Raw genomic sequence first — 18,906 nt, 5'->3', positions numbered from 1 at the left:
AACAAAGCCCTGGCTTTGTTCAGGTGCAAGGTTTTTGGACAAAATATTTCAAAAACCTTGCACCTTCCGCTGATGCGTTGAGACGCACCAGCGGAAATACGCATTGTAACAATGGCTGAATTCCATAAAAGCGGCTTTCTTAAGCCGTTTTTATGGAATTGCGCGGCTGCCGCCGCGCGAATAAACCGATTTACGGTTTATTCAATAGACATTATTATAACGAGGGAAGAAATTTTGTCAAGGAAAAGATGCCCCCTTTGGGGGAATGTGGTACAATGAAGAAAACACGCCAGAGAAAAAGGGAGAACGCATATGACATTATCTGATCGTCTCGGTTCCCGGGCGGCCATCACCGCCGGGGTGATTACTACCTTCCGCATCCTGTCCCGCCACCCTCACCCCTCTCACCACGAGGAGGAGGTAGGTCAGGACTACATGGAGTTTCTCCGGGGCCTGGGCCTCTCCCCCGTCCGGGATGAGGCGGGCAACGTGATGGCGGACTGCCCCGCCACCCCCGGCCGGGAGGACGAGCCTCTGCTCATCCTCCAGGGCCACATGGACATGGTGTGCGCCGTGGCTCCCGGCAACGGGTTCGATCCCCTCACCGATCCGGTGACCATTCTGGAACAGGACGGATATCTGTGTACCGACCGCCGCTCCTCCCTGGGGGCGGACAACAACCTGGGCAATGCCGCCGCCTTGTGGGTGGTGAGCCGGGGGATAAGTCACGGCCCCCTGCGCTTCCTCTTCACCGTAGGCGAGGAGATGGGCCTGGAGGGAGCCAAGGTGGTGGACCCGGCCTGGCTGGCGGGGGCGGCTTGGCTGCTCAACACCGACGGCTTCCATCTGGGCAGAGCCATTGTGGGCTCCGCCGGAGGGCGGCGGGAGTGCTGGATCCGGACCCTGGATACCTGCCCCGCCCCGGTTGGCGAGGCCTGGCGCATCTCCATGACCGGCGGCACTGGCGGCCACTCCGGCGATGACATCCACCTGGGCCGCATCAACCCTATCAAGGTGCTGGCCGCTTATCTGAAGGACCGGCCCGCCCTGGCGGTGGCCGATTTCACCGGCGGCTCCGCTTTCAACGCCATCCCCGCCGGGGCAGAGGCTGTGGTGGTGGGTCAGAAGCCCGATCTGGGAGCGCTGGAGGAGGCCCTTCTCCCCTTTCGGACCACCGATCCCAACCTGAAACTGGACCTGTCCCTCGCCTCCCGGCCCGAGACGGTGTGGACGGTAGATTTCCGCCGGGAAGTGCTGGACCTGCTCACCGCCCTGGGCCACGGTGTGTTTGCCATGGACCCCCAGTTCCCCGGCGTGGTGGGGGCCTCGGTCAATCTGGGGATGGCCCGGCGGGAGGAAAATACCTTCACCGTCCGCCTCTTCCTCCGGGCTGCCCGGGAGGAGGATGAGGGGGCCATGGCGGCGGACAACCGCACCCTGGCGGAGGGGGCGGGCTTCTCCCTCAAGGTCACCAGCTACCCAGGCTGGCCGGGGGATAAAAACAACCCCCTGGCCCAGGCCCTGGACCGGGTGTACCGGGTCCAGACCGGGCGGGGGCTGGAAATCAATATGGTCCATGTGGGGCTGGAGCCCTCGGTGTTCCGGGCGAAAGCGCCGGGACTGGTGATGGCCTCCACGGGACCGGATATCATGGACGCCCACTCGGTGGACGAGCGGGCGCCGCTGGCGGGGCTGGCGGATTACGCCCTGCTGCTGGCGGGGCTGCTGGAGGAGCCCCTCAGCTGAGCAGCTCCTTGTACAGGGCGGGGGCGTCGGCCTTGCCCACGTGCTCGGCCACCGACAGCACCTCCACCTTCACGGTGCGCTCGCCGAAGCGCAGCTCCAGCACGTCGCCTACCTTCACGTCGTAGCTGGCCTTTACCGGCCGGCCGTTGGCGGTGACCCGCTGGTTGTCGCAGGCCTCGTTGGCCACCGTCCGGCGCTTGATGAGCCGGGAGATCTTGAGCCATTTATCCAGGCGCATATTGAGTCCTCCTTGTTATATAAAAACGTAATATTACAAAAGTGCCAGTCCTTCCGGACTGGCACTTTTTATCAGGTCAGATTACTGAGCCACGACGTCCTTCAGGGCCTTGCCGGGCTTAAATACGGGCACCTTGGAGGCGGGGATCTTGATGCTCTCCTTGGTCTTGGGGTTGCGGCCGGTGCGCTCGGCACGGCACTTCACCTCAAAGGCGCCAAAGCCCACCAGCTGGACCTTATCACCCTCGGCCAGGCACTGGGAAATGACCTCGATGGCGGCGTTGATGGCGTTCTCGGTATCCTTCTTGGACAGGCCGGCCTTCTCGGCGGCCGCATTGATCAGTTCAGCCTTGTTCATTTGGTGCGTTCCTCCTGTTTTGCTCTGTTGTACTTGATATTTACTTAAGGCAGTGTGCCTTTAAGTTTCCTTGGCGTGCTCCCATAGCTTGTCCAGTTCTTCCAGAGTCATGCCCTCCATGGACTGATTCTGGGCGGCGGCCTGCGCCTCCACCTTGGAGAACCGGCTGATGAACTTGTCGGTGGCTTTGCCCAGCGCCACCTCCGGGTCTACCTTCAAAAAGCGGGAGACGTTGACGGCGGAGAAGAGCAAGTCGCCCAGCTCCTCCTCCACGTTGGTGCCCTCAGCCACGGCGGTTTTCAGCTCCTCCAGCTCCTCGGACAGCTTGTCCAGAGCGCCGGAGATATCCGGCCAGTCGAAGCCCGCCTTTTTGGCCTTTTTCTGCACCTTCTCGGCCCGCCACAGGGCGGGCAGAGAACGGGCCACGGCGTCCAGGGCGTCGGTGTTGGTAGCCTGGCCCTTTTCCTTGCGCTTGAGCTCCTCCCAGTTGGTGAGCACCTCGCCGGTGCCCGACACGCTCACGTCCCCAAACACATGGGGGTGGCGGTAGATGAGCTTTTTGCACACGCCGTCGGCCACATCGTCCAGATTAAACCGGCCGGCCTCCTGCTCCATGCGGGCGTGGAAGAGCACCTGGAGCAGCACGTCCCCCAGCTCCTCCTTCAGGTGGTCGGGGTTCTGCTCGTCGATGGCCTCCACGGCCTCATAGGCCTCCTCCAGGAAGTTGCGGCGGATAGACTCATGAGTCTGTTCCGCGTCCCAGGGGCAGCCGCCGGGGGCGCGGAGAATGCGGACGATCTCCTCCAGGTCCCGAACGTCATAGAAATCTTTATACTGAAAATCTACCATATTTCAAAGCCTCCTGCAACCTCTTTTTCAAAAAAGTCAGCGAATCCGCAAGAGTTTCGCAATCTTATCACCCTTGGGCATCATTTCCAGGTCCTCCTTGGACAGCACCTTCAGCACCACGATGAGGATGGCATATACCACCACGCCGGCCAGGATGCCGCCGCCGGTGGAGATGGCGTTCTTGATAAAGGAGCCGGAGAAATACCGGGCCAGCAGGCCCTGGCAGCCCCAGGCGGCAGCCGCCATAAAGAGCGAGGCGATGAGGGGCTTGACAAAGACAGGAATGAGCCGGGGGGGATTGGGCACCATGCGCTTGATGACGATGAGGTTGAGTACCGACACCACCACAAAGCAGGTCAGGGTGCCAATGGGGGCGCCGAAGATCATGAACTTGGGATTGCCCACCAGGGTGTAGCTGACGATAACCTTGGCCACGCCGCCGATCACCATGGTGATGATGGGCAGGTTGACGATGCCGTTGGCCTGGAGGATGGCGGAGGCCACCACCTGGATACACACGAAGAGGGCGGCGATGCCCAGGATGGACAGCAGGGGTCCGGCAATGGTCTCGTCCACGTTGCCCACGGTGAGCAGCTGGATGATGGGGGTGCCCAGAGCAAACAGGCCGAAGCCGCAGGGCAGGGCGATGAGGGCGGAGATGCGCATGGCGGACTCGGTGGTGCGCTGGGCGCCCCGCCGGTCCCGCCGGGCGATGCAGGCGGACACGCCGGGCACGATGCAGGCGGTCAGGGGCACCATCAGGTTAAAGGGCAGGTTGTAGATGCTCATGGTCTTGCTGTACACGCCGTACAGCTCCCGGGCGGAGTCCAGGATGGGGTCCAGCTGGGTGCCCGGATTGACCAGCACCTCCGTCTGGAAGGCGGCCAGGTTGTCCTGGAAGATGGCCACCGCCTTGGGGAAGATGTCCAGCACACTGTTGGAGATGCCGGTGAGGCCGTCCTGAATGGCGGTAAATACGGTCTGCAGCTGGCTCTGCACCAGGCCGGTGTCGATGAGGTTGACGATGGTCAGGGTGCAGGAACTGAGGGTGATGGGAATGGCCAGCTTGAGCAGCCGGGACAGGATCTGCTTGGAGGTGTCGGGCGTATCGCTGGAGGTAGTCTGTTCCCGCCTGTTGGTGCGGATGTGGTTAAAGGCCAGGAAGGCCACCGACAAAATGGAGCCGATGGACACGCCCAGCAGGGCGCCGGAGGCGGACAGGCGGCTCTTCAGATCCTGGTCGGGGATGGCGGAGTTGAGGATGAGGAAGGCCAGGGCCAGGCCCAGGAACATCTTGGACAGGGCTTCAATGACCTGGGAGATGCCGGTGGGCACCATGTTCATGTGGCCCTGGGCGTAGCCCCGGAAAGCGGAGCAGATGCAGGTGCACAGCACCGACGGGGACAAGGCCAGCACGGCAAAGACGGCCTTCTCGTTCTGCAGCACATACTTGGCCACAATGGGAGAGAACACCGACATACACACGAAGCTGAACAGGCCCATGAACAGGAAGGCGAAGAAGGCCACCTGGAACACCTTGCTCTTCTGGTTCTGGCGGCCCAGGGTGTTGCACTCGCTCACCGTCTTGGACAGGGCCACAGGCAGGCCGGCGGTGGAGATGGTGAGGAAGAAGGTATAGATGTTGTAGGCGGCGTTAAAGTCGCCGTAGGCCTCGTCAGGCAGCAGGGCGGTCAGCGGGATCTTGTAGATGGCGCCGATGACCTTGACGATGATGGTGGTCATGGCCAAAAAGGCCGCCGCGCCGTAGAAGGTATTTTTTTTCTGCTGGTTTGACAACGGTAGTCCCCCTTAGTTGTTCTGGAACAGCAGGGGCAGGGCGTAGTCCGCCACTTCCCGTCGTACCCGCTCCAGGTCGATGGTCAAAAAGTCCCCATCCTTGTATATGACCTTGCCCCGGGCCATATTCATGCACACATCGGAGCCATGGGCGGCGTAGGCCAGGTTGGAGATGACGCTGTGGCAGGGGGTCAGGTTCAGGTGGGAGAAGTCCACCAGGATCAGGTCGGCCTCATACCCGGCCTGGATGACGCCGGTCTGGCGGCCCAGAGCCACGCCGCCGTCCCGGGTGGCCATCTTCAGGGCGTCCAGGGGCAGCAGGGCCAGGGGATCGCAGCCCGCCCCGTTGTGGAGGATGGCGGCAAACTTCAGGTCGCTGAAGAAGTCGGTGCAGTTGTTGGAGGACACGCCGTCGGTGCCCAGACACACGTTGACCCCCGCCTTCTTCATGGCGGGCACCGGGGCGATGCCGCTGCCCAGCTTCAGGTTGGAGATGGGGTTGTGGATGGCGGAGATCCCCTTCTCGGCCATAATGGCCCAGTCCTCCGGGGTGGTCCACACGCAGTGGGCGGCGATGGCCCGGCCGTCCCACACGCCGTAGTCATTGAGGATCTGGATGGGGGTCTTGCCGTGGCGGGACAGGCAGGCCTCGTGCTCGGCGCGGGTCTCGGAGATGTGGACGTGCATCCCCAGCTTGTGCTCCCGGGCATAGCCGGCCATCCACTGCCACAGCTCCTTATGGGAGGTGTACTCCCCGTGGATGGAGGCGTCGATGCGGATCTGGCCGTCGTTGTAGTTGTGCCACTTCTCGGTGAGCTCCCGCTGGGCCACGCAGTCGTGGTTGGTGTCGGGATCAAAGCCCTCCCCGAAGAGGACGCCGCCGCAGCTCAGGTTGGCGCTGATGCCGGCGGAGGCAGCCTCCTGGGCAATGATGTCGGTATGCATATACATATCGGCAATGGTGGTGACGCCGGAGGCGATCATCTCCGCCAGACCCAGGGCGGTGCAGGACCGGACGGCCCGGTCGTCCCAGCGGGCCTCCACCGGAAAGATGTAGTTGTTCAGCCAGTCCTGGAGGTTGTTGCCGTCGCCGTAGCCCCGCATGGCGGTCATAGGCACATGGGTGTGGGCGTTGACAAAGCCGGGCATCAGTACGTTGCCGCGGCCGTCAATCTCCTGGTCAAAGGTCCCCTGAGGGCGGACGGTGCCCACGGAGACGATCCTGGTGCCCTCCACCGCCACATAGGCGCCGGGCATTACGGTGCCCGCCTCGTCCATCAGCACGGCGGTGCAGTTGTGAATGAGAATGGACATAAACTGTTGATCTCCTTTGTTTGTGATACAGAAGAAAGCCCCGTCTTACCCGATCTGCTTCAGGCAGGCCAGTACCAGCCGGGAGAACTTGTCCTTGCAGGCCTCGGCGGCCTCCAGCACCTCCTCCTCGGAGAGGGGCTGATCCAGGATGCCGGCGGCCATGTTGGACAGGAGGGTGAAGCCCAGCACCTGCATCCCGCAGTGGCCTGCCACGATGACTTCGGGGGCGGTGGACATACCCACCGCGTCGGCCCCGGCGATGCGGGCGAAGCGCACCTCGGCGGGGGTCTCGTACTGGGGGCCGGGGAAGTACATATACACGCCTTCCTTCAGCTCAATACCCAGCTCCCCGGCGGCCTTCCGGGCCACGTCCTGGAGGGCGGGGGTGTACAGGTGGGAGGCGTCGGGGAAGCGGACGCCGAACTCGGGCAGGTTCTCGCCCCGCAGGGGGGACTCCATGAAGATCTTGATCTGGTCGGTGATGAGCATCAGGTCGCCCGCCTTCCAGCTGGTGTTGACGCAGCCGGCGGCGTTGGTGACAATGAGGGTGTCGCAGCCCAGCAGCTTGAGCACCCGGACGGCGTAGGCCACCTCCTCGTAGGAGTAGCCTTCATAGTGGTGCATCCGGCCCTGCATGACGGCCACGCTCTGGCCCTCCAGGGTGCCGAATACCAGGCGGCCCTTGTGGCCGGGGGCTGTGGAGGCCTTGAAGTGGGGGATCTCCCCGTAGGGCACGGCCACGGCGTTCTCTACAATATCCCCCATGTAGCCCAGGCCGGAGCCCAGGATCATGGCCACCTTGGGGGCAAAGGTACCGATCTTGCTGCGGATGTAGTCGGCGCTCTCCTGATACTGCGCAAAGGTATAGTGCATAACAGATCCTCCTTAACAGCGGATGAAAGTAAAAGTTTTCGGTCCTATGAAAGGTTAATCTATGCAATTATACACCTTGTAATAGGAAAAAGCAATGAGGATTGCTGTGTGGAATGAGGAACAAAAGTTCCAGAACTCCCCTCTTGACTGGTACGTTTGTTCGATATATAATGGGGCCAAAGGGGGGAGCACGGTGGACCTGATGGATAAGCTGACCATTTTGGCGGATGCGGCCAAGTACGATGCGGCCTGCACCTCCAGCGGGGTGGACCGGCGGGGCGGCAAAGGCATGGGGAGCACCATGGCCGCCGGGTGCTGCCATTCCTTCTCCGCCGACGGCCGGTGTATCTCCCTTTTGAAGGTACTGTACACCAACCGCTGTATCTACGACTGCGCCTACTGCGTCAACCGCCGGTCCAACGACCTGCCCCGGGCGGCCTTCACCCCAAGGGAGCTGGCGGAGCTGACCATGGGCTTCTACCGGCGCAACTATATTGAGGGGCTGTTTCTCTCCTCCGCGGTGTGGGTCAGCCCCGACCGCACCACCGAGGAGATGATATCTGCCCTCACCCTCCTGCGGCAGGAGTACGGCTTTCATGGCTATATCCACGCCAAGGCCATCCCCGGGGCCGACCCGCTCCTTACCCAGCGGCTGGGTCAGCTGGCCGACCGGCTTTCGGTGAATATTGAGCTGCCCAGCGAGGACAGCCTCCATAAATTGTGCCCCGACAAGGAGAAAAAGGCCATTCTGGCCCCCATGGCCCAGATCCGGGACGGCATCACTCAGGCCAAGGGGGAGCTGGTGAAGTATAAGCACGCTCCCCGGTTTGCCCCGGCGGGCCAGTCCACCCAGATGATCATTGGGGCCACCCCTGAGAGCGACAAGCACATTTTGACCCTGACTCAGGCTTTATATGACCAGTACAAGCTGAAACGGGTGTTTTTCTCCGCCTATATGCCTGTGTCCGACAGTTCCCTCCTCCCCGCCCGGCAGGACTTCAAGCCGCCCCTGCTGCGGGAGCACCGGCTGTACCAGGCCGACTGGCTGCTGCGGTTCTACCACTTCCGGGCGGAGGAGCTGCTGGACGAGGCCCACCCCAACTTCGACACCCGGGTGGACCCCAAGTGTGCCTGGGCCCTGGGACATATGGAACGGTTCCCGGTGGAGGTGAACAAAGCCGACTACGAGACCCTGCTGCGGGTGCCCGGCATCGGGGTGGTGTCCGCCCGGCGGATTCTCACCGCCCGGCGGGTGGGGCCCCTCACCTTCTTGGGCCTGAAAACCCTGGGGGTGGTGCTGAAACGGGCCCAGTATTTCATCACCTGCTCGGGAAAAATGCTGGAGGGGTTAAGGGTGAACCCCGACGGGGTGCTCCACCACCTGGTGGCTCTGGAAAGGCCCGCCCTGGCGGGTAATGAGCCGGAGCAGTTGTCGTTGTTTTGAAGGTTACGCCCTCTGGAAAGGAGGTCCCCATGGACTGGCCCAGATTTGCCTACGAATATGATGGCAGCTTTGCCGGATTCCTCACCTGCGTCTTTGCGGCCTACGCCAACAAGGAGGAGCCCGCCTGCTTCCTCACCTACGGGGACGGCCGGGTGACTCTGTGGCCCCAGCGGACGGTGGACACCGACGACCAGAAGGCCCGGCGGGTGTACCGCTCTCTGGACCGGAGCATGGGCCAGCAGGGCCGCCGCCTGGTGACCTACGGCTTTCTCACCTGCCTGGAGGAGCGGGAGCTGGCCCTGTGGGACTTCCTCCGGCTGGGCTATGAGCGGGGGCCGTCGGTGGTGCGGGATCTCACCGATCCCCGGGTGTCCGTCCTGGGCAAGGCGGTCGGGCACCTGACAAACGAGGCCCACCTGCTTAAGGGTTTTACCCGCTTCTCCGACCAGGACGGGGCCCTGGTGGGAGAGATCGAGCCCAAAAACCGGGTGCTCCCCCTGCTGCGGCCCCACTTTGCCGCCCGCTATCCCGGGGAGACCCTGGTGCTCTACGACCGCACCCACCGGGAGGCCCTGTTCTGCCAGAAGGGGAAGTGGGCCATTGTGCCTCTGGACCGGTTCGACCTGGCCCCGCCAAGGGCGGGTGAGCTGGATTACCGGGCTCTGTGGCGGCGGTTTTATGATACCATCGCCATTGAGGGCCGCTATAACCCCAAATGCCGCATGACCCATATGCCCAAACGATACTGGGGTACCATGACGGAGTTTCAGCGGGAGGAGCCCCCTGCCCCCGGTCTGGCCACCCAGACCTGACGGACGTGCTGCAAAATTGCGGCGCGTCCTGTTTTTTCCCGGGAAATCAGGCAGGAAGGGATTCTTCCGGAGACGAATTTTCTTGACAGAAGAGGCGGACAGCCTTAAAATAGATTCGGTGCATTTTTTGAAGAGCAAGGGGTACGCTCTTCAAATTTTTGTGCGGGTCGGACAAATCCGTGCCCGCCGCCCACATGGGAATTGAACAAAACGATTGAACAAAAAATCCAAACAGATGGAGGTGTGAACCCGGCTCATGTTGCCTATTATATTAGCAGCCGTCATCGCGTTCGTGGTCGCGGCTGTGGTGTTTTTTGTGCTCGGCATCCAGTACCGCCGCCGCGTGGCGGAGAAGGAGATCTCCAGCGCGGAGGAGGAGGCCAAGCGCATCATCAACGAGTCCATCAAGAGCGCCGAGAGCAAGAAGCGCGAGGCCCTGGTGGAGGCCAAGGAGGAGATCCTCCAGGCCCGCAACGAGTACGAACGAGAAGTAAAAGAGCGCCGGGCCGACCTGCAGAAGCAGGAGCGGCGCTTGCAGCAGAAAGAAGAGAACCTGGACCGCAAGACCGAGAACATTGAGAAGAAGGAGGACACCCTGCAGCGCAAGCTGGCCGAGCTGGAAGAGGCCCGGGAAGAGGTGGCCACCGTTAAAAAGACCCAGATGGAAGTGCTGGAGCGCATTTCCGGCTTCACCGCGGAGGAGGCCAAGGATTACCTGATCAGCCAGCTGGCCGAGGAAGTGACGCATGAGTCGGCCATGAAGGTGCGGGAGATCGAGGCCCAGTTCAAGGAGGAGGCCGACCAGCGTGCCAAGGAGATCCTGTCCCTGGCCATCCAGCGCTGCGCCGCGGACCATGTGGCGGAAGCCACCGTCTCTGTGGTACCCCTGCCCAACGATGAGATGAAGGGCCGCATCATCGGCCGCGAGGGCCGCAACATCCGCACGCTGGAGACCCTGACCGGCGTGGACCTGAACATCGACGACACCCCCGAGGTGATCACCGTCTCCTGCTTCGATCCCGTCCGCCGGGAGATCGCCCGGCTGGCGCTGGAGAAGCTGATCCAGGACGGCCGCATCCATCCCACCCGCATCGAGGAGATGGTGGAGAAGGCCAAGCGGGAGGTGGACGCCACCATCAAGGCCGAGGGCGAGCGCGCCGTGTTCGAGACCAACGTCCACGGCCTGCACCCCGAGCTCATCAAGCTGCTGGGCCGGATGCGCTACCGCACCAGCTACGGCCAGAACGTGCTCAACCACTCCATCGAGGTGTCCCACCTGGCGGGCCTGCTGGCCGCCGAGATCGGCGCCGACGTCACCGAGGCCAAGCGGGCCGGCCTGCTCCACGACCTGGGCAAGGCCATCGACCACGAGGTGGAGGGCTCCCACGTCCAGATCGGCGTGGAGCTGGCCCGGAAATATCGGGAGAGCGAGAACGTGATCCACGCCATCCAGGCCCACCACAACGATGTGGAGCCCCAGACGGTGGTGGCCTGCCTGGTTCAGGCGGCCGACGCCATCTCCGCTGCCCGGCCTGGTGCCCGGCGTGAGAACCTGGAGAACTACATCAAGCGTCTGGAGAAGCTGGAGGAGGTCACCTCTTCCTTCCCCGGTGTGGAGAAGTCCTACGCCATCCAGGCGGGCCGGGAGGTCCGCATCATGGTGGCTCCCGACAAGGTCAGCGAGGACCAGATGGTGCTGCTGGCCCGGGACATCGCCAAGAAGATCGAGGAAGAGCTGGAATACCCCGGCCAGATCAAGGTGAACATGATCCGGGAGACCAAAGTGGTGGATTACGCCAAGTAATCAGAGGGATGAAACCGGCGGGCTGCATCAGCAGCCCGCCGGTTTAGACTGTCGAAAAAGACCCCTGGCCAAAGGTTTCGGAGGGAAGGATAGTGTGAAAGGGAACCGTCAGGGTTCCCTTTCGCGTGCAATCAAACAACTTTTGAGGACTTATGGAAGGCCTCAAAAGTTTAGCAGACAGTCAAAAAAGTGGCCGCAGCCACTTTTTTGACTGTCTGAACCGGCGGGCTGCATCAGCAGCCCGCCGGTTTTTGTTTAGATGCCTTTGTATTTTCGCCGGGTGGCGATGCCTCCCCGGATGTGGCGCTCGGCCTTGTTCTCCTCCAGCACCCCCTTTACCTGGAGGTACAGGGGCCGGTTGAAGGAGGGCAGGCGTTCACTGAGGTCCTTATGTTTCGTCGTGACGAATCAGAACGGTTTCATCCAGGCCCAAATCACCGAACAGGCGCAGATAAATGTCCACATTCCCGTCCTTGTCCACCTCGATCTTCTGGATGATCCGCTTGAGCTGGGCGTTGGTCATCTGCCGTACATCGGCAATGTCCTCAATCTCCTTGAAGGTTTGATGCAGGATGGTTTCCAGCTGCTCCCCCTTGGTGAGGTGGTAGGACACCATTTTCAGCTCATTTTCCAGCCGCTCGATCTCTTTGCGCATTCCGCCAATCTTGTCGTTGAGTTCCTCCCGGCTAATCAGATCGTCAGCATACATATCCATGTATTTCTGCCGGGTCTTTTGCAGCTTGGTAAGCTGGGAAGTCAGTTCCTTTTCATAGTTCAGGTTTTCATCCTTTGCCCTGTAGACCCGCTGGAATTCCCCTACCACATAGCGGATGACATTCTTCTTTGCTTTCAGCAGCCCGGCGAAGTATTCCTGCAAAACCTCAATGAGTTCCTCCTCGTCTACCGTCACAGCGTTGGGACAGTTGTCTGCCCCTTTGCCGTTGTGGCCGGAGCAGACCCAGCGGACATAGGTGTTCTTATAGGTGCGGACAGTCCGCCGGAAGGACCAACCGCATTCTTTACATCGAATCAGAGTGGAGAACAGATACTTATTGCTTTGTCTCATTTTTTCCACTTTGAACTGACGTCCTCGCTCCTCCATCATACGCTGAGCCTGTTCAAAGGACTCCGGGTCAATAATACGCAGTTCCGGACGTTCTACGACCATCCATTCCGAGACATCCTTGTCTGCCCGCTGGCCGGTCAAAAAGTCAGTGACCTCCTGTTTGCCGTTGATAATCTTCCCCGTATAGAGTTCATTGGTCAGGATACGGCAGACGCCAGCCTGGCTCCATTGGCAATTTCGCTTGGTACGCAACCCCCGCTCGTTGAGCAGGATAGAGATTTTAGCTGCACCGTAGCCATCTTTGAGGTACCACTGGTAAATTTGGCGGATCACCGCAGCCTCTTTCTCATTGATAGCAAGATTGAAGTAGTCACCAATGGTCTTATCGTACCCGTAGACAATGTTGGGGACGCGGCCTTTTTCCGCGTTCATCTTCTTGCCGAATTTCACGCGCTTGGAGGTGTTGGCGCTCTCCTCCTGGGCCAGAGCCCCGAAGATGGTCAGCACAAATTCGCTGTTGCCCATGCTGGTCATGTTGGCGGTCAGGAACTGCGTTTCAATTCCTAGTGCCTTTAATTTACGAACATTTTGTAAGAGGTCAACGGTATTTCTAGCAAAGCGTGAAATGTCTTTGACTACCACCATCTCAAAAAGCCCATGCTCTGCATCCGCCATCATCCGCAGGAACTCCTTGCGGTTCTTTATTTTTGTCCCGGAAATACCCTCGTCGGCATAGAGGCGCACAAGATTATCTCCAGTGCGTTTGGTATATTCGGAAAAGAACTCTTTCTGCGCTTCCAGGCTGTTGAGTTGATCTTCCTTGTCGGTAGAAACGCGGCAGTAAGCAGCGATGTTCATAGCAAAACCTCTCTGTTAAAATCAAGCCTTCCTGTTGCATCTTTATTTTATCATGAAGTGATTAATAGTACAACAGGAAAAGGGACACCCCACTCATGCAGGGTGTCCCTCACTGTCCTTTTTTCTGGCGTCATCCGGCCCATCGGCGGCTTGCTGTATGGCAAGCCGTGCCTTTTCCTGACTTGCTTCCACAAAAACTTTTAATATGTAATCAGCGGTGGCTACCGCTGAATTTGGATTGTGAAACCGGTAATTTAGCCTGCGCTCCTTCACAGCAGTAGCTCACCTCCTGTTTCCAAGGCTTTATCCCCAATATATGCGTACCGTTGTAAAAAATGTCCCCTCTCTACGGGCTACATCTGTGATATAATAAGTAATAGCAACCTTTATCGCCTCAACATGTGGTCAATTTCCAGGTCTATCTGGGGACGCAGGATACGAGCCTTGTTTTGTGCCTCTAGTTCCCGCCTGCGCGCTCCGGCAGGTGTGATCTCTCCTCGCTGTTCCTTTTGCCAATCCACTAACGAGAGATGGTTGACTGGTTCTCGGCCATAGCGACCTTGCACGAAGAGACTTTCGTGGCTGACTCGGACATCTAGACCGTTGCGCTCATAGGCTAGATTTTGGACAAGTGCCCATTGCTCCCGCCAGATATCAATGTATTTCCGCTTATTGTGTTCACGGTCTTTCCTCTTGCTGAACCCATCCAACTCTACTGTGCGGGTGGGAACGATGATATGAACATGGGGATTATTCCTTGAAGGATCTTGATAGTTGCGTCCTTCGTGTATTGCAGCGATTGCACATAGTCCTCGACTCAAGAAGTTTGTCTCTATGAATTCACTGATGATCTGAATTAATTCCTGCCGGGGGAGTTCGTTTGGGAGTGACCCTTTAAACTCCCTTGCAGTTCGGGCATCATAGCGGTGCTCTGCTTCCTCAATGGCGTTGCAGAGATGCTGGAGGTCGTGGAATGCAGGCGGTGCATTGGCAGGCTGGAATATATTGTAATATAGTACATCTTTTCGCTGCTTGTAGTAGGTCGTACTCTGATAGGGGTCGCACAGTCGTTTACCACTGATATAGTTTGCCAAACGAGTAACAGAGCGGCCCTTGCCGCGGCTGATGACTTGCACTTCGAGATGGTAGTTAGCCATGGATACCGTTCCTTTCTCTAGACTTTTTTCTGCCTGTCCACTTACACATCGATGTCCTAGGAGATAGTTGACGCTTTGCTGCTGGCATTATCTTGGAGCTGCTGAACCAGATCACGCCTGTTGGAGAGGTAGGACAGGAGGACTTCTATATGTCGAAATCGTTCCTGTGTTTCAGTCTCTGTTCTTTCTGGGACGATCTCGCTCAGCTCCGGGAAGTATTTCAATACCAAGCCGCCGAGGATATACTTAAGCTGATCCTTCTGTTTGCGCTTATTATCGTTGGCCTGCTTTTGAGCCAGCCGTCTCTGGTGTTCCATAGATCGGGTTCGCCTATCAGCGTTCTTTATCCTCTCCTCAATCATGAGTATCACTGCTCCCTCGTTGCAAAAGAATGGGTTCGAGTGGGTATTGGTAAAGCTCCTAGAAGGTACATTAATTTCACTTGGAGCAAACTTTTGTACGCGCAAAAAACCGTGCGGAGTTAATAGCAGAACATCCTTTAATGTGGCAAGTTCGTGGGGACAGACCATCCAGTCCCTCACCTCGCTAGTCTGAATACTGTACTCAACAGTGTCCTTCATGGAAGTACCTAGTTGCTGGCTGACGCTATGATGCCGTTGGATGCGCGTTCCGATCAGCTTGCAAAGGGTTTCTTGGGTCTCTGGGTCATTAGCCCGCAAAATGGCTTGGAACTGGCAGTTGTCCAAGATGATGCGTCGCTCTGATTCCCCGTAGATTGCATCGATCTGGGCGATACTCTGAACCATGAGACAGATGTTGACCTTCTTGCTCCGCAGAGTAGCCATGGCAGCCGGGAGCATTTCCAGCTTTCCAAATCGCGCAAATTCGTCCAGCAGTAAGAGCGTCTGTGGGATTTGTTCTGCTTCCAGGCAGTATTTCTCTGGCCGCCGCTCCAAGTAACGCAGAAGTTGTGTCAACATAAGATTGACTGCTCCGCCCCACTGCTCCACTTTGTTTGCCGGAATATGCAAGAAAATATTGGTGTGCTCCAGATCATTCCAGTTAAAGCACATGGCCCCCTCTCTCACACCTCGGAAGGCGTGACCGATGTAAGGATCACTGGCGAAAAGCATGAGTTTATTACGCAGGCCACGGTCGATTGCAGCCAGTACATCAGCTTTCAGAGCCATAGGACTTCCTAGGAGCATCTTTACCTGAACGTCCTCGCTGACAGAGATCGTCTCACATAGAGAAGAAATGTCGGTACTCATAATTTCGCAGACTGTTTCACTGAAACTCAGGCCAAGTTTGAAAAAATAGAGGAGTGACGCAGCGAATAGGGCTTGCTCAGACTCAACCCAGAAGGGCTGGTTGTCCTCCATAGCAGCGGGGACAATCGCCAGGACAATTTCCCAGATATTACTCATAAGATTGCTTGCAGAATCCTCCAACAGCCACCAGAATGGGTCATAACTGGGACCATCCGTTTGAGTGGGATCGAAGATAAGGTATGGACGGACAGCGGTTCCGCTTTGGTATAACACTTCGTACCGCTTAGAGAGCTCGCCCTTTATATCTGTCGCACAAATCGCACCGTGCCAACTTTTTAGTGTAGGCGCTGCGACTCCGTAACTTTTTCCGCTCCCATTTCCACCAACCACGAGGATATTTCCCTCTTCCCCTTCGGGTATCCCGACAAGAGAGTCTTGGTCATCCGCCTCAAGATAACCGAAAGTGAACCCACTGGCATCATCCTTGAGAAGCAGACAGTTAGGTGCTTCTCCAATATCACCCCTTTCTATTTGAAATTGATACTTTTTTCTTAGGGAAATTGCCCCCGCACGCTGTTCGTAGTCGTAGATGCCCGCTTTGACGGGTAGCTTGATTTTCTCCCTTTTGGACAAATGCATCACCTCTTCACTTGACTTTCTGGCTACAATTCTAGCCAATTTGAGCCGGGAGAGTTGGGACAAAAATTTTTGGAGGTAATCATGAAGACCTATTTCCCCGAAGACAGTGTGTTTAGCCGCACAAAGAACTTCCGTTGGAATTCAGCGCCCTTAGAGAAACAGTACCGTGAAGACAAAGATTGTTTTTTGGATCTGGAAATACTCGGAGAGGTGATTGCAAAATTTTGCGAAAACAGTTTTATTAAAGAACTCTCTCCATCAGAACGTTTGGATCGAGTCCTCCGAAAAATATATGATATGATAAAAAAGTCAGATTTGGCATCCCAGCTATTCTGTGTGGACTCTCCACTTGCACACCACGCTTATGAGGCATATGTATTTGCTGTATGTAGTTCCTTTTTGCACGCAAGTAAGCGAGTGAAAGCAATGACATATCTTGACTTTGTAAAGAAAAATCATCCACTCGATTTTGTAAATCCAGACTCTCCAAATTACAGGGAACCATTCCTGTTACAATCAGAGGCAGACAAACTGCGGAAATTCCGCCAGCGTCGCTTAAATCAAGGGCGGGTATATATCAAGGAAGGTACTCAGTGGAATGCGATAACCAAAGATAGCGAGTATGAATGGACTCGTTATTACGATTTGGAGGAAACAGATGATGTTGTCAGTAAAGTGGACAAACGCATCGGAAATCTTTACAAGGGAATCAAGGATGCTTTAAATACAGAGCAAGACGGCGGGTATCAAGATAGGGTGCAGAAATCGTATAAGAAATTCTTGTCGAAATTAAGGAAAATAAAATATGAAGATTTTTTAGAGCTTTATAAAGCAGATTTGACCCGTATTTGCAAAAGCACAAAAGATAATAAGTATCTTGGAATAAATCTATACAGACTTGAAAGACGGCTTCAGCCTCATAAAATCATAAATGAAGTAAAAAAATTGACGGAGTGCAGCTCTCCAGAATTAGAAGCTGAATTGTTGCTCAAAACGGTTTTCTTAAATGAAATCTGTTTCCCGAAGATCTACGAGGATCTCCTGCCTAACCCAGTTGGCCTCATTGATCGTTATGCAAATGAATTTTACTATACCTTGAACGACGAGATGGTAATCAGTAATTTGATTCTTGATGTGCTGGTAGAAAAAGGCTTTTTAGGGGAAGAGTGGGAGGCTATGCTCCTTAATAAAGTAAATGGAATGGCTGATGAAGTATTTTATAATCCCGAAAAAGCAAAAGAAGAGTTAAATACACGCGATTTTATGGCAGATCATGCCCAAGAGAAATTTATCCGGCTACTTCATGCAGGTGTGTTTATTGAAACTCACATGGCGTGTAATTTTAAGTTTAGCATTATGGATTTGTTGATTTAATTTTATAGAAACCATTTCCCAGTATTTCATTATGAAGCCTTGTCCACCGGGCGGTGAGATCCCAGAGCTGAATAAATTTTCCGTAAGCAACTGGATTTGCTTAAGTGGGGCAGTGACAATAAAGGTAAAGCTTATGGAAAATTTAGGCAGGGCTGGTGTCGAGGTGCCCGGTGGACAAGGGCTCTATTGCTGATATTTCAGGTATCTATACAAGGTAGCTTTTTTGATGCCCGTTAAGTCCTCGATTTCAGCCACGGTATGTTGGCCAGACACATAGAGCTTGAGTGCTTGGTTCAACCTATGCGGGTTGCACCGGGGCCGTCCACCTTTTCTACCACGGGCCCGGGCGGCATTTAACCCCTCCCGGGTACGCTCGGCGATTACATCCCGTTCAAATTGAGCCAGGGCAGACATGAGAGTGAAGAGTAGCTTGCCAGTAGAGGTGCTGGTGTCGATTTGCTCTTTGAGGCTCACCAACTGCACCCCTTTTTTGTTCATCTGCTCTACCAATTCAATGAGGTCTTTGGTGCTCCTGCCCAGTCTGGAAAGGGACTCCACAATGACTGTATCTCCTGACGCTATGTGGGAAAGCAGCTTGTTTAGCTCTGGCCGCTCTCGTTTGGTACCGCTCATTTTTTCCTGAAAGATAATTTCCGCTCCATGTTGCCGAAGCATGTCCAACTGCCGCTCCAGATTTTGGTCAGCAGTGGATACTCTGGCATATCCAATCAATTGGTGATGCATAGTTCCCTCCTCTGTCTCAAAAACGTATGGTAATTGATATATTGATTTTGATACGGGTTTTGCAACAGAAACAGAGGTACAAAAGGTGTCGTTTGACTCCTTTTCACTCTTGTCTTAAAAACGAAGGTTATTGAGACTACAGAAATTGTTCCTTAGGCCAGGTTACTATGTTGGGACTTTATCTATGTCTCGCTGAGGTATACCCTAACGATACCCCTGCCAGCTGGGGATTCCGTACAGCTCCTCCTCGATCTCATCGGTGGAGTACCCGGCCTCCAGCAGCTCGTCGATGTCCTCCGGCGTATAGCCCAGCGCGGAGGCAATGTTCTTGAGGGTGCGCAGATAGCTCCGGTCCGGCTGATACGAGCGGGCGCAGGGATGCCATGGGCGATAGATCGGATAGGTCATCATGAACTGTCCCGCCGTGGTCAGGCCATGCTTGTCCCATCTCAGGATCTCCCCGTCAGAAACCGGTACCTCCCGGAAGGGCTCCCCGGCCAGCCAGGTGCGGTTTACTGCCTGATGCAGAATGGCCAGGGTTGAGGCGTAGATGTACAGCCCCAGCCGCGGGTAATGCCAGATGGTCAGCGGGTTATCCCCCT

16 protein-coding genes and 2 pseudogenes are annotated in these 18,906 nt (G+C 56.8%); 5 read left to right on the top strand and 13 right to left on the bottom strand.

All coding sequences use genetic code 11. The annotated features are described in order from the left end of the window. The first annotated feature begins 312 nt into the window (after positions 1-312). The gene (locus B5G06_RS00890; RefSeq protein ID WP_087187225.1) at positions 313-1,746 is read left to right on the top strand and encodes a M20/M25/M40 family metallo-hydrolase; all 1,434 of its coding nucleotides are present in this window, start codon (positions 313-315) and stop codon (positions 1,744-1,746) included. Here B5G06_RS00890 and B5G06_RS00885 read toward each other — a convergent pair. The 6 genes from B5G06_RS00885 to B5G06_RS00860 form a co-directional block, all read right to left on the bottom strand. After that, complete coding sequence (locus B5G06_RS00885) at positions 1,739-1,984, bottom strand: RNA-binding S4 domain-containing protein (RefSeq protein WP_087187224.1); 246 nt, start codon at positions 1,982-1,984, stop codon at positions 1,739-1,741. The genes B5G06_RS00890 and B5G06_RS00885 overlap by 8 nt on opposite strands. Before the next feature lie 81 nt (positions 1,985-2,065). Beyond that, positions 2,066-2,341: an HU family DNA-binding protein gene (locus B5G06_RS00880; RefSeq protein WP_087187223.1), complete on the bottom strand. Its 276-nt coding sequence runs from the start codon at positions 2,339-2,341 to the stop codon at positions 2,066-2,068. Between the two features lie 60 nt (positions 2,342-2,401). Continuing rightward, positions 2,402-3,190, bottom strand: coding sequence for a nucleoside triphosphate pyrophosphohydrolase (gene mazG, locus B5G06_RS00875; RefSeq protein ID WP_087187222.1), 789 nt, complete (start codon positions 3,188-3,190; stop codon positions 2,402-2,404). Positions 3,191-3,226: 36 nt separating this feature from the next. Then, on the bottom strand, positions 3,227-4,987 hold the full coding sequence (locus B5G06_RS00870) for a putative polysaccharide biosynthesis protein (RefSeq protein ID WP_242955297.1): 1,761 nt from the start codon (positions 4,985-4,987) through the stop codon (positions 3,227-3,229). Between the two features lie 12 nt (positions 4,988-4,999). Continuing rightward, positions 5,000-6,301: an amidohydrolase family protein gene (locus tag B5G06_RS00865; RefSeq protein ID WP_087187221.1), complete on the bottom strand. Its 1,302-nt coding sequence runs from the start codon at positions 6,299-6,301 to the stop codon at positions 5,000-5,002. 45 nt (positions 6,302-6,346) lie between these two features. Further along, a complete protein-coding gene (locus B5G06_RS00860; RefSeq protein ID WP_087187220.1) occupies positions 6,347-7,174 on the bottom strand; it encodes a purine-nucleoside phosphorylase in 828 nt (275 codons plus the stop codon). 193 nt (positions 7,175-7,367) lie between these two features. Between B5G06_RS00860 and B5G06_RS00855 the strand changes: the two genes are divergently transcribed. From B5G06_RS00855 to rny, 3 genes are all read left to right on the top strand, one after another. Beyond that, positions 7,368-8,618, top strand: a complete 1,251-nt coding sequence (locus B5G06_RS00855; protein WP_087187219.1) for a putative DNA modification/repair radical SAM protein — start codon at positions 7,368-7,370, stop codon at positions 8,616-8,618. Positions 8,619-8,647: 29 nt separating this feature from the next. After that, a complete protein-coding gene (locus B5G06_RS00850; RefSeq protein ID WP_087187218.1) occupies positions 8,648-9,430 on the top strand; it encodes a TIGR03915 family putative DNA repair protein in 783 nt (260 codons plus the stop codon). A gap of 256 nt (positions 9,431-9,686) precedes the next feature. After that, entirely contained in the window at positions 9,687-11,234 is a 1,548-nt protein-coding gene (gene rny / locus B5G06_RS00845; protein WP_087187217.1) for a ribonuclease Y, read from the top strand. 255 nt (positions 11,235-11,489) lie between these two features. Here the strand turns inward: rny and B5G06_RS00840 are convergent. From B5G06_RS00840 to B5G06_RS00820, 5 genes and pseudogenes are all read right to left on the bottom strand, one after another. Then, positions 11,490-11,636: pseudogene (locus B5G06_RS00840) on the bottom strand (sporulation transcriptional regulator SpoIIID); the annotation flags it as partial. Then, the gene (locus tag B5G06_RS00835) at positions 11,623-13,158 is read right to left on the bottom strand and encodes a recombinase family protein (RefSeq protein ID WP_087187216.1); all 1,536 of its coding nucleotides are present in this window, start codon (positions 13,156-13,158) and stop codon (positions 11,623-11,625) included. The gene B5G06_RS00835 and the pseudogene B5G06_RS00840, both read right to left, overlap by 14 nt. Positions 13,159-13,251: 93 nt before the next feature. Beyond that, positions 13,252-13,431 (bottom strand): hypothetical protein, encoded by a 180-nt coding sequence (locus tag B5G06_RS00830; protein WP_087187215.1) that lies wholly within the window; start codon positions 13,429-13,431, stop codon positions 13,252-13,254. 113 nt (positions 13,432-13,544) lie between these two features. Continuing rightward, positions 13,545-14,315 carry a MobA/MobL family protein gene (locus tag B5G06_RS00825; RefSeq protein ID WP_087187214.1) on the bottom strand — a complete coding sequence of 257 codons (771 nt, stop codon included), beginning with the start codon at positions 14,313-14,315 and terminating at the stop codon, positions 13,545-13,547. Between the two features lie 56 nt (positions 14,316-14,371). After that, positions 14,372-16,180, bottom strand: a complete 1,809-nt coding sequence (locus B5G06_RS00820; RefSeq protein ID WP_158094649.1) for a type IV secretory system conjugative DNA transfer family protein — start codon at positions 16,178-16,180, stop codon at positions 14,372-14,374. Positions 16,181-16,267: 87 nt separating this feature from the next. On the opposite strand from B5G06_RS00820, the gene B5G06_RS00815 reads away from it, so the two are divergent. Beyond that, the gene (locus tag B5G06_RS00815; protein WP_087187212.1) at positions 16,268-17,560 is read left to right on the top strand and encodes a hypothetical protein; all 1,293 of its coding nucleotides are present in this window, start codon (positions 16,268-16,270) and stop codon (positions 17,558-17,560) included. A 183-nt stretch (positions 17,561-17,743) separates the two neighbouring features. On the opposite strand, the gene B5G06_RS00810 is transcribed toward B5G06_RS00815, so the two are convergent. Further along, entirely contained in the window at positions 17,744-18,304 is a 561-nt protein-coding gene (locus tag B5G06_RS00810; RefSeq protein WP_087187211.1) for a recombinase family protein, read from the bottom strand. A 204-nt stretch (positions 18,305-18,508) separates the two neighbouring features. Next, a pseudogene (locus B5G06_RS13980) lies at positions 18,509-18,906 on the bottom strand (hypothetical protein); the annotation flags it as partial.

Origin of the sequence: Flavonifractor sp. An52 (assembly GCF_002159385.1) — a bacterium.
Lineage (GTDB): Bacteria > Bacillota > Clostridia > Oscillospirales > Oscillospiraceae > Flavonifractor > Flavonifractor avicola.
This window is presented reverse-complemented; position numbering and strand designations above follow the sequence as displayed.

Bases quoted from the DNA above. Each gene is read 5' to 3' on its own strand.
- B5G06_RS00850 (WP_087187218.1), top strand. From the start codon at position 8,648: ATGGACTGGCCCAGATTTGCCTACGAATATGATGGCAGCTTTGCCGGA.
- rny (WP_087187217.1), top strand. From the start codon at position 9,687: ATGTTGCCTATTATATTAGCAGCCGTCATCGCGTTCGTGGTCGCGGCT.
- B5G06_RS00810 (WP_087187211.1), bottom strand. From the start codon at position 18,304: ATGCATCACCAATTGATTGGATATGCCAGAGTATCCACTGCTGACCAA.
- B5G06_RS00825 (WP_087187214.1), bottom strand. From the start codon at position 14,315: ATGGCTAACTACCATCTCGAAGTGCAAGTCATCAGCCGCGGCAAGGGC.
- B5G06_RS00835 (WP_087187216.1), bottom strand. From the start codon at position 13,158: ATGAACATCGCTGCTTACTGCCGCGTTTCTACCGACAAGGAAGATCAA.
- B5G06_RS00890 (WP_087187225.1), top strand. From the start codon at position 313: ATGACATTATCTGATCGTCTCGGTTCCCGGGCGGCCATCACCGCCGGG.
- B5G06_RS00815 (WP_087187212.1), top strand. From the start codon at position 16,268: ATGAAGACCTATTTCCCCGAAGACAGTGTGTTTAGCCGCACAAAGAAC.
- B5G06_RS00880 (WP_087187223.1), bottom strand. From the start codon at position 2,341: ATGAACAAGGCTGAACTGATCAATGCGGCCGCCGAGAAGGCCGGCCTG.
- B5G06_RS00865 (WP_087187221.1), bottom strand. From the start codon at position 6,301: ATGTCCATTCTCATTCACAACTGCACCGCCGTGCTGATGGACGAGGCG.
- B5G06_RS00885 (WP_087187224.1), bottom strand. From the start codon at position 1,984: ATGCGCCTGGATAAATGGCTCAAGATCTCCCGGCTCATCAAGCGCCGG.
- mazG (WP_087187222.1), bottom strand. From the start codon at position 3,190: ATGGTAGATTTTCAGTATAAAGATTTCTATGACGTTCGGGACCTGGAG.
- B5G06_RS00860 (WP_087187220.1), bottom strand. From the start codon at position 7,174: ATGCACTATACCTTTGCGCAGTATCAGGAGAGCGCCGACTACATCCGC.